The organism is Asaia sp. SF2.1, from assembly GCF_000505765.1.
Lineage (GTDB): Bacteria > Pseudomonadota > Alphaproteobacteria > Acetobacterales > Acetobacteraceae > Asaia > Asaia bogorensis.
The window spans coordinates 114383-117898 of record NZ_AYXS01000048.1; the positions used below are offsets into that span (position 1 = coordinate 114383).

Sequence of the window (3516 nt, forward strand, 5' to 3'; positions counted from 1 at the left end):
TGCGGGTTGCCGCGCACTGTGTAGTCGGGCCCCTTTTGCAGACGCTCACGATCGGAGCGAACATGGGTGAGGGCGTCATCTGCTGCTTTCTGCTGGGCACCCTGACGCAGGGCCACGATGGCATCGCTCAGAATGCTCGGGTCATTCTTCAGGGCGTCGCGCAGGATCGTCACGATCTCGGCGCGCTGGGCCGGGCTGAAAGACGATTCCGCAGCCGCAGACGCAGTATTGGGGGCAGCAAGGGCCGGAGCGGCGGTCGACACGGTCAGACCAAGGGCGAGAAAGGTGCCGGCAAGCCGGGCACGGGTCGGGCGGGTCATGAGGACGATCCTGCTGGTCGTGAAAGACATGGGTGTGAAGAAAACGCGCTCCTGCATAGGCCAGCAAAAGCGATTTCGCAAAACCGGAGCCGGTCGCGCGGTTGCCCATCGTCCGGATCACGGTTAGATGCGTTAACGAACCCAATTTCCAGACAGTTGCTTCTTCGGCCCCCGAGGATGCCATCCCTGTCCGGAACAGTAGAGAAAAGGCTTGCCGGGTCATGGAGACACCGCACGTGGCGCATCGTCAGTCGAATGCCCCCTGTCGCCCCGCAGGGCGCTTTGCGCTCAAGGCAGGGTTGCGCCCGGCTTGTGCCCTTACGGCAGCCATGCTGCTCGCCGGGTGCAGCGATGTCGCGCATATCGGTCACAGCCTGTTTGGCAAGACCACGCCCATCGTGACCGGCTATATCGGGACAGTAGTGGCCGATGAGCCGCGTGCGGCCCTGATCGGGCGCGATGTGCTGGTGCATGGCGGCAACGCAGCCGATGCTGCGGCTGCAGTGGGAATGGCACTGTCGGTCACCCTGCCATCGCGTGCCTCTCTGGGCGGTGGTGGCGCCTGCCTGGCCACACGCGCCAACGAGGCCCCCCAGGCTTTCGTGTTCCTGCCCGGTTCAGCCAGCGCTTCGGGTGCAGCCACGCGTCAGGCGGCGATACCGATGACGCCGCGTGGGTTGTTCACCATGCAGCTTCGCTACGGCACCGTCGAATTTGCTGATATTCTTGGTCCGTCCGTTCGCCTTGCCCGCAGCGGCACCACAGTCAGCCGCGTGCTGGCCAACGATATTGCTGCGGTACATAATCCCCTCTTCGCCGATGACGCCGCACGCAGCGTTTTCAGCCGTCCCGATGGCGCGCCGCTGCAAAATGGCGATGCGCTGGTGCAGCCCCAGCTGGCAAGTTTTCTGGAACGCATGACCAATGTTGGTGTGGGCGATCTGTATAACGGGGCGCTTGGCGGGATCTTCGTCGAAGGGGCCAACAAGGCAGGGGGCGGCCTTTCAACAACGGCGCTGCGTAACGCCATGCCAGCGCAGATCGCGCCGCTTCAGGTCGAGCAGGATGGCTACGTGGCCTCGTTCCTGCCGCCGCCTGCCGATGGTGGGCTTGGTGCTGCGGCGGCGTTCCACTCCGGCGCTTCCGCACAGAGCGTGGTGGCAACGTGGCGCAGCGAAGACCGTCATGGCCTGAGCAATGACGCCCTCCTCAGCGCTGCACAGACCCTGGTCAATGGGGGCTCCAGCCACGGTGGTTCCCTGCCGTCGCTTCCGGCCTCGACCTCCTTTGTCGTGACAGACAACAAGGGTGGCGCTGTGGCCTGCGCCCTGACTGACAACAACCTGTTCGGCACAGGTCGTATGGCTGAAGGAACGGGCGTGCTGCTGGCCGCGGCACCGGGGCGCTATCCGGCACCGCTTCTGGCTGCTGCCATTGTGCAGCGTCGTGGCACCCTGACTGGCGCTGCCGCCGCCTCCGGCCAGAACGATGCAGCCGATGCGCTGGCTCAGGCTGCACGGGCTATCGTCTCTGGCACGACGGTGCCGCATGAAGGGCAGGGGCGCGTCAATGCCTCGGTCTGCAAGGGCGGCAATTGTCAGGGTGATACCGATCCGCGTGGTGGCGGTCTTTCCGTGGGCAGTGTGAACAACTGATCCCGCATAATCTCTCGCGTCTGGGGCATCGAGGCCGGATGTGGGAGCATGAATTGTTTGCAGAAACGACACTTATACCCCCTGGAAACAGGGGGTATTTTTTATGCCCGTCCCCTCGTGCAAAAGGGGCGTGATCATGATATGTTCTCAAGAACAAATGTGAACGATCAACACGAATCGCTCCGCCCCGATTGCCGATTTTCATGAGTTCGGCAACACTGGTGTGAGCGGAGGACAGGATATGAGCGTGGACAGGACGAAAGCACTCGAAGGTGCGCTGAGCCAGATCGAACGGGCTTTCGGCAAGGGGTCGATCATGCGCATGGGGCAGCGCCCCAAGGAGCAGGCCGATGTGATTTCCACGGGCTCGCTGGGCCTCGATATCGGCCTCGGTATCGGTGGTCTGCCGCGCGGCCGTATCATCGAGATCTACGGCCCGGAAAGCTCCGGCAAGACGACACTGGCGCTTCATGCGATTGCCGAAGCCCAGAAGAAGGGCGGAACCTGCGCCTTTATCGATGCTGAACATGCGCTCGATCCGGGTTATGCCCGCAAGCTTGGGGTGGATGTCGATAATCTTCTGCTCAGCCAGCCTGACGCTGGTGAACAGGCTCTGGAAATTGCCGATACGCTGGTGCGTTCCGGTGCCGTCGATGTGCTGGTGGTCGACTCCGTGGCGGCACTGGTGCCGCGTGCGGAGCTTGAGGGCGATATGGGCGATAGCCATGTCGGTCTTCATGCCCGTCTGATGAGCCAGGCCCTGCGCAAGCTGACTGGCACGGTCTCGCGCTCGAATACGATGGTGATCTTCCTCAACCAGATCCGCATGAAGATCGGCGTGATGTTCGGCAATCCCGAGACCACGACCGGTGGTAACGCGCTCAAATTCTACGCGTCGGTGCGTCTGGATATCCGCCGTATCGGTTCGATCAAGGACCGCGACGAGGTGGTGGGCAACCAGACACGCGTGAAGGTGGTCAAGAACAAGATGGCCCCGCCTTTCCGTCAGGTTGAATTCGACATCATGTACGGCGAGGGCATCAGCAAGGTCGGCGAACTGATCGATCTGGGCGTCAAGGCCAATATCGTCGAGAAATCGGGTGCCTGGTTCTCGTATGACAGCACCCGCGTGGGTCAAGGGCGTGAGAATGCCAAGCAGTTCCTGCGCGATCACCCCGAGATGGCGGCCGATATCGAGCGTCGTATCCGCGAGCAGGCTGGCGTGGTGGCTGACGCCATGATGACCTCGCCGGAAGAGCAGGAAGACGAAGCCGAAGTCTGAGTCCCGTCATCCCTGTCGCAGGCAGGGTAGCGCGAGACTGAATTGAAAAGACCCGCTGCATCACCAGAGATGCAGCGGGTCTTTTTATGGGTCATTCAGCGCAGACAGCCAAATATTGTACCGGGGGGACTCAACGCCCGCACGGCAAGCTCTCGCCGCCGGTTTTTACGCCTGACCCTGAGACTGGCTGAAGCTTCCGGCATCAAATGCCTTGGGGGGCGCCCAATAGGCGTCGGCCAGTTCGTTCTGGCAGGTTTCG

Annotated in this window: 2 protein-coding genes and 1 pseudogene; 2 read left to right on the top strand and 1 reads right to left on the bottom strand. The window is 62.3% G+C overall.

Annotated features, from left to right (window positions below):
• Positions 1-320 (bottom strand): annotated as a pseudogene (locus P792_RS37775) (DsbA family protein); the annotation flags it as partial.
• Positions 321-541: 221 nt separating this feature from the next.
• Between P792_RS37775 and P792_RS33370 the strand changes: the two are divergent.
• Both P792_RS33370 and recA read left to right on the top strand, forming a co-directional pair.
• Positions 542-1975: a gamma-glutamyltransferase gene (locus tag P792_RS33370; RefSeq protein WP_031241438.1), complete on the top strand. Its 1434-nt coding sequence runs from the start codon at positions 542-544 to the stop codon at positions 1973-1975.
• A 241-nt stretch (positions 1976-2216) separates the two neighbouring features.
• Positions 2217-3257, top strand: a complete 1041-nt coding sequence (gene recA / locus P792_RS33375) for a recombinase RecA (RefSeq protein ID WP_031241439.1) — start codon at positions 2217-2219, stop codon at positions 3255-3257.
• The last annotated feature ends 259 nt before the right edge of the window (positions 3258-3516 follow it).